Source organism: Luteitalea sp., from assembly GCF_022842525.1.
Classification (GTDB): domain Bacteria; phylum Acidobacteriota; class Vicinamibacteria; order Vicinamibacterales; family Vicinamibacteraceae; genus Luteitalea.
The window spans coordinates 1-6,852 of record NZ_JALHPM010000256.1 but is presented as its reverse complement, the minus strand read 5'-3'; the positions used below and the strand labels follow the sequence as shown (position 1 = coordinate 6,852).

Sequence of the window (6,852 nt, the reverse complement as noted above, 5' to 3'; positions counted from 1 at the left end):
CGGCGCGGCGTGGAACGATCGCCTGCGCGCCATCGTGGGCAGCGCCGACGCGGGCGAGCGCCGCGCACGGGCCCTCGAACTGCTGCTGACGCACGGGCAGGCCCCAGATAGCGCGTGGCTGACCACGCTGGCCCGCGATGCGGCTGCCGACGTGCGTGCCGCCGCCGCGCTGCAGCTGGGGCGGCATCGAACGCCGCAGGCGCGGACGGCGCTCGTCGGACTGCTGCGCGACGGCGAGGCCCTGGTTCAGCGTCGCGCCGCCGAGGCGCTGGTCCGGTCGGGTGTCCATCCCCTCGACCCGCCGCCGTTCGATGCGGTCGCCGACGTCCTGCCGCTGCTCGGCCATCCCGACCGCCACCTGCGGTACGCCGCCCGGCAGCTGCTGCGTCGCGTCGACCGCAACCTGTGGCGCGAGGCGGCGCTGGCCGTGACGACGTGGCCGGCGGCCGTCGAGGCCCAGGTCCTGCTGGCGCAGACGGCCACGGTGTCCACCGACATCCCGCCCCTGCTCGATCGACAGCTGGCGCTGCTGCAGACGGGGGTGGCGGGCCAGGATCTGACCGGCCTGCTGCGGGCCGTGCACCTCGGGCTCATCCGCAGCGGGGGCATCCGCCACGCCACGGAGTTCACGGCCCTCGGGACCCACCTGCTCGAGCGGTTCCCCACCGGGACGCCGCTCGTCGATCGCGAGATCGCGCGCACGCTGGCCTACCTCGAGACGCCGGGCGCGCTGGCAGAGATGGTCGCCGTCCTGACCGCGCCCGGGACCCATCGCGACGACCAGATCTTCCTGATGTACTGCCTGCGCACGATGAAGGCCGGCTGGGAGAAGCCGCAGCGCGACGCCGCCGTGAAGTGGTTCCTGACGGCCCAGGAAGAGAAGTGGCGCGGCGGCGCCAGCTTTCCCGGCTACATGCGCGACATGCGGAAGGAGATGCTGACCAATCTGCCGGCCGACGAGCGCCGGATCGCCGAGGAGGACATGGACGCCTACACGCCCCCGCCGGTCATGACCAGCGCCGGGCGGCCGCAGAACCTCGGCGACAACGCCACGCGCCTGTCGTTGCAGGAGCTCCGCGAGTACATGACCCTCGACCCGATGGCCTACACCGGCAAGCCCGAGCGCGGCGCCGCCGTGTTCGAGAAGGCGCTGTGCAGCACCTGTCACCGCCATGGCGACCTCGGCCAGGAGGCTGGACCGGATCTGTCGACCGTCGCGCAGCGGTTCGCCCGCGCCGACCTGCTCGACGCCATCCTGACGCCGTCCAAGGCCATCTCCGAGCAGTGGGCGGCGCTCGAGATCGTCCTGAAGAACAAGCGGGTCGTGGTCGGCGTGATAGTGTCTGAGACGGCGGACACGCTGACCGTGCAACAGGTGGGCGCACCGGTGATCACCGTGCCCGTCAAGGACGTGCAGTCGCGGGCCGTGGCCACCACGTCACCGATGCCCGAGGGACTGCTCAACGCGCTCACGCCCGGGGAGATCAGCGACCTGCTCGCGTTCCTCGAGCGCGCACCCAGCAACTAGCGCCAGGCACTGCAGCCTGGCCGTACCGACAGCGCAAGACCGTGCTCGATCAACTCTTCACTCGCCGCACCTCCCCCCGGTGGCGTGCCTGCTTCTGCCTGCTGGCCTCGCTCGTCGCGATGCCGGTGGCGCCGACGCGCGCGCAGACCATGGCCGCCACGCTCTTCGTCGAGGTCCGCGATCAGAGCGGCGCCTGGCTGCCCGACGTCACCCTGACGCTCACCGACCAGCAGACGGCCCTCATGCGCGAGGGCACCACCTCGTCGTCCGGGCTGCTGGTGATTCCGCTGCTGACGGCCGGCACCTACACGCTGCAGGCCAGCCGCGACGGCTTCAAGACGGAGATCGTGCGCGACATCGGCGTCCAGGCGGGCGTGCGCGGCACGGTCGCCGTGGTGCTCGTGCCCGGTGACGTCACCGAGCAGGTCGTGGTCAGCGCCGACCTGACGACGTTGCGGGCCGGCAGCGGCGCCGTCGGCCAGGTCTTCGAAGGCGAGACGCTGGTCACGGTGCCGGTGTCGGAGCGTGACGTGATCCAGTTCACGTTCCAGGCCCCTGGCGTCGCGCCGCCCTCTCCGGGGTCGCGGCTTTCCACCCAGGGCAACACCGGTCTGAACAACAGCGGCTCGCGGGAAGCGGCCAACAACTTCCTGCTCGATGGCGTGGACAACAACGACCTCTTCCTCAACCGCCTCGTGGTGAATCCGAGCCTCGACGCCGTCAAGGAAGTGTCGATGCTCCAGAGCACCTACGACGCGGAGCATGGCCGCAGCGCCGGTGCCCAGGTCAACGTCGTCATCAAGTCGGGCACGCGCACGCTGCGGGGCTCGGCCTACGAGTACTTCCGCGACGAGGCGCTCGACGCGCGGCCGGCCTTCCTGCCCGAAGGCACCGACAAGCCGTCGCTCGGCAAGCACCAGTTCGGCGGCACGATCGGCGGGCCGGTGGGCCGGTTCCCGTCGTTCTACTTCGTCAACGTCGAGGCCATCCGGGCCAACGAAGCCGACACCCGACTGGCACGCGTGCCGACCGATGCGGAGCGTGCCGGCGACTTCAGCGCGCTCGGGCGGCCGATCATCGATCCGTTCACCCAGCGGCCCTTCCCGGGCAACATCATCCCGGCCTCCCGCATGAGCGCGGCGGGTCTGGCCGCTGCCGATCTCTACCCGCGGGCCAACACGACGGGCAGGTCGGCCAACTACGTGTCGTCGCCAGAGGGACGGCGCGACGCCATCCAGTTCACCATCAAGACCGATCATCACGGGTGGCAGGACAAGCCGTTCCACGTCCGCTACACGTTCGGGCGCGAGGATCGCGACCTGCCGTTCCCGGCCCGGGCCCGCAACCTGCCGACGTTCGGCACCTCGGTGCTCGACCAGGGGCACAACCTCGCCGCCGGCTTCAATCAGGCCATCTCGACCCGCTTCGTCAACGAACTGCGCGTCGGGGTCAATGCGCTCAAGCGCGACAGCCTGCCGACCAACGCCGGCACCGATGCCTTCGCGGCGCTCGGCATCCGCGGGCCGTCGCTGCCCGCGGTGGACCAGGGCTTCCCGACCTTCGTCGTCAGCGGCTACGAGACGCTCGGCGACGACCCGAACCTGCCGGTGCTACGCAGCACGCGTACCCTCCATCTGGCCAACACGCTGACCGCGCAGCTCGGGCGCCACCACCTGAAGACCGGCGGCGAGTTCCGCCACTACCAGTCCGACGGCCTGAACCACCTGTTCGCCCGCGGGCAGGTGACCTTCGCCGGCGCGCTGACCGGTGCGCCGTTCGCCGATCTGCTGCTCGGCTTGCCGACGCTGTCGCTGCTCGGGACCAACGACAACGCGCAGAAGCTGCGGACCTGGTCGGTCAACACGTTCATCCAGGACGACTGGCGCATCAACTCGCGCCTCACCGTCAACCTGGGCCTGCGCTACGAGTTCAACGCACCGCCGGTCGATGCCGACGACCGCATGCGCATCTACGATCGGGCCACCAGCCAGATCGTGCAGGTCGGCACCAACGGCATCCCCCGCTCGGGTATCGCCTCGGACTCCAACAACCTGGCCCCGCGCGTCGGCTTCAACTACGACCTCACCGGCATGGGCACGACGATGCTGCAGGGCGGCTACGGGCTGTTCTACAACGTCGGCACGCTGATCGAGACGTCGGCGCTGTACTTCAACCCGCCCTACTTCGGCATCGGCCTGTACTTCCCGTCGGCCCAGCGCCTGCTCACGCTCGAAGATCCGTTCCCGGGCCAGGGCATCGCCACGCAGCCGACGTACAACTCCCTCGACCAGAACATGCGCACTGCCTACGCGCATCAGACCAGCCTCGGCCTCGAGCGCGCCTGGTCGAAGACGACGGTGGATGCGCGATACGTCGGGTCGTTCGGGCGGCAGTTGGTGCGCAAGCGCAACATCAACCAGGCCCTGCCCGGTGCCGGCCCGTTCCCGCCACGCCGGCCCCTGCCGCAGTACGGCGACATCCTGATGGTGGAGTCCGGGGCCACCTCCGACTACCACGCCCTGCAGGTGGGCGCCGTGCGCCGTGCCGGCAACCGGTTCACGTTCCGCGGTTCCTACACCTGGTCGAAGTCGATGGACGACCAGTCGGCCTTCCTCGCCACCGATGGCAACGACAACACGCCGCAGGACAGCCGCAATCTGGCGGCGGAGTGGAGCCTGTCGGACTTCGACGTCCGCCATCGCGTCGTGTTCACCGGGTCGTACGCCGTGCCGGACCTCGGTGCCGGCGCGCTCGGCCGCGGCTGGCAGGTCGCCGGCGTCGTCTCCGTGCAGTCGGGCCGACCGTTCACGCCGCGCGTCAGCTTCGACAACAGCAACAGCGGCAACACGGGCGGCGGCACGTTCGCCTACGATCGTCCCAACGAGGTCACCGGCTCCACGCCGCCTGCCGGCACGCAGGTGGTCACCTATGACGGGCGGGCCTTTGCCATCGCGCCGCAGTACACCTACGGCAACGCCGGCCGCAACACCCTCATCGGTCCCGGGTACGCGTCGGTCGACGCCGTCCTCTCGCGTCGGCTCGCGCTCGGCGGCACGCGCAATCTCGAGTTGCGCCTCGAGGGCTTCAACCTGTTGAATCGCACCAACCTTCAGCTGCCCGACAGCTTCGTGGACCGACCCACGTTCGGGCAGTCGCTGTCGGCGTTCGCGCGGCGCCAGTTCCAGCTGGCGGCGCGTTTCACGTTCTGAGTTCGTTCGTCTGCTTCGCTCGAGGAGTGTCCATGCGCATCACCCGTTCCCTGTTCGCCCTGGTTCTGATGTTCGCTGCCGGCTACGTGGCCGGCCAGTTCTCCCGCGTCGACGTCGCGGCACAGGGCCAGAAGGTCTACGAGATGCGCACCTACTACACGCATCCCGGCAAACTGCCCGACCTGCAGGCCCGCTTCCGCAACCACACGACCAAGCTGTTCGAGAAGCACGGGATGACCAACATCGGCTACTGGGTGCCGCAGGACGAGCCGGGCCACAGCAACACGCTCATCTACATCGTCGCCCACGCCAACCGCGAACAGGCCATGAAGAACTGGACGGCCTTCGGCGCCGACCCCGAATGGGTCAAGGTGCGCACGGCGTCCGAGGTCAACGGCAAGATCGTCGAGAAGGTGGATCGCGTGTTCATGGACGCCACCGACTACTCCGCCATCAAGTAGGTGCCGCGCGCGTCCCGTCGGGCAGTGGCGCTCGCCGCCACTGCCTACATCCTCGTCGCTCTGGTCTTCTGGTGGCCGCTGCCCGCCCACCTCGCGACGACGACGCTCGAGTATCCCTTCGGCGACCCGCTCCTCAACGCGTGGACGCTCGCGTGGGATGCCGACCGGGCCCTCCACGGGTTCCGCGACTACTGGGACGGCCTCTTCTTCTCTCCGTACGCCGACACGGTGGCGTACTCCGAGCACCTGCTCGGCATCGCCGTGTTCACCGCGCCGCTGCAGTGGCTGACGGGCAATCCAATACTCGTCCTGAACGTCGCGACCGTCGCCTCGACCGTCCTGGTCGGCGTCGGGACCTTCCTGCTGACGCGGGCGCTCACCGGCCGCGCGGATGCGGCCTTCGTGGCCGGCCTGGCCATGGCGTGCTCGCCGTACCGGCTCGCGCACGCCTATCACCTGCAGGTGCTGGTCTCGGGGTGGATGCCGGTGGCGCTGTACGGACTCCACCAGTACCTGGCCACGGCCTCGCGCCGTGCCCTCGCCCTGTTCGTCGTCGCCTTCGTGTTGCAGGGGCTGTCCAACGGCTACTTCCTGTACTTCACGGCAGTGCCGGTGGCGGTGGTGGCGCTGGAGGGACTGTGGCGCAGCCGCCGAGACCTCCGCCGCGTTGTCCCCGGTCTCGTCGTCGCCGCACTGGCCCTGCTCGCGGCCATCCTGCCTGTGGCCGTGGCGTACATGCGTGTGCGCCGCGATCAGGGCTTCACGCGGACGCTGGCCGACATCGCGCTGTATGCGGCCACGCCGGAAGCGTATGCCCACGTCTCGACACGCGCGTGGCTGTGGGGGCAGGTGCTGCCGGTCGGGCGTGAGGAACTGCAACTGTTTCCCGGGCTGGGCGTCGTGCTGCTGGCGGTCGCCGCGGTGGCGCTGGTCTGGCGCCGCGCCGCGCCGGATCGGCGTCACATCGCGCTCTACCTCGGCATCGTCGTGCTGATGGTCGTGCTGTCGTTCGGTCCGCGACCGGTGCTGTGGGGCTGGACGGTGCCGTTCAGCGGCCCGTACACGTGGCTCGTCGCGGTGGTGCCCGGGCTCGATGGCCTGCGGGTGCCAGCCCGGATGGCCACGACGGTGCACCTCGGCCTGGCGGTCCTCGCTGGCTTCGGATTGGCCGCGCTCACATCGACGGCAGGTCCGCAGCGGCGCCGACTGGTGACGACGGTCGCGGCCGTGCTGGTGGCGCTCGAGGGGTACGGCGGACGGCAACCCGTGCAGGCGTTTCCGGACGTCGACATGACCGCGGCGACGCCCGCCTACGTGTGGCTGCAGACGCAGGAGGCCGGGCCCGTGCTCGAGTTGCCCGTCGGTGACGCCGCCATGGCCACCCGGCACTTGTACCGGACGCTCGAGCATGGCCACCGCATCGTCAACGGCTACAGCGGATACGGATCGATCCTGCAGGACTTCGTCGGAGGCCCCCCGTTCACCGAGACGGTCCGGATCGATGGTGCCCTGGAGATGCTGCGGGTGCTGGGGGTGCGCTGGGTCGTGATGCAGCCCGCGCTGTACGAGCATCCCGCGGCCGGCGCGGCCGTGGCCGAGGCGGTCGCGGCGTCGCGGACGCATGTGGCCGAGGTTCGTCGCTTCGGCGCATCGG

Annotated in this window: 4 protein-coding genes; all 4 read left to right on the top strand. The window is 70.1% G+C overall.

Annotation, left to right across the window (positions count from 1 at the left end; genetic code table 11):
* The coding region (locus Q0C41_RS28530; protein ID WP_291989922.1) for a HEAT repeat domain-containing protein at positions 1–1,528 on the top strand (1,528 nt) is incomplete at its 5' end.
* 41 nt (positions 1,529–1,569) lie between these two features.
* Positions 1,570–4,737: a carboxypeptidase regulatory-like domain-containing protein gene (locus Q0C41_RS28525; protein WP_291989920.1), complete on the top strand. Its 3,168-nt coding sequence runs from the start codon at positions 1,570–1,572 to the stop codon at positions 4,735–4,737.
* A 32-nt stretch (positions 4,738–4,769) separates the two neighbouring features.
* The gene (locus Q0C41_RS28520) at positions 4,770–5,198 is read left to right on the top strand and encodes an NIPSNAP family protein (protein ID WP_291989918.1); all 429 of its coding nucleotides are present in this window, start codon (positions 4,770–4,772) and stop codon (positions 5,196–5,198) included.
* Positions 5,199–6,852: hypothetical protein (locus Q0C41_RS28515; protein WP_291989916.1), on the top strand; the 1,654-nt coding region annotated here is incomplete at its 3' end.

What these genes read in the sequence shown, in the direction of transcription:
- Q0C41_RS28520 (WP_291989918.1), top strand. Translation starts at nt 4,770, where the DNA reads ATGCGCATCACCCGTTCCCTGTTCGCCCTGGTTCTGATGTTCGCTGCC.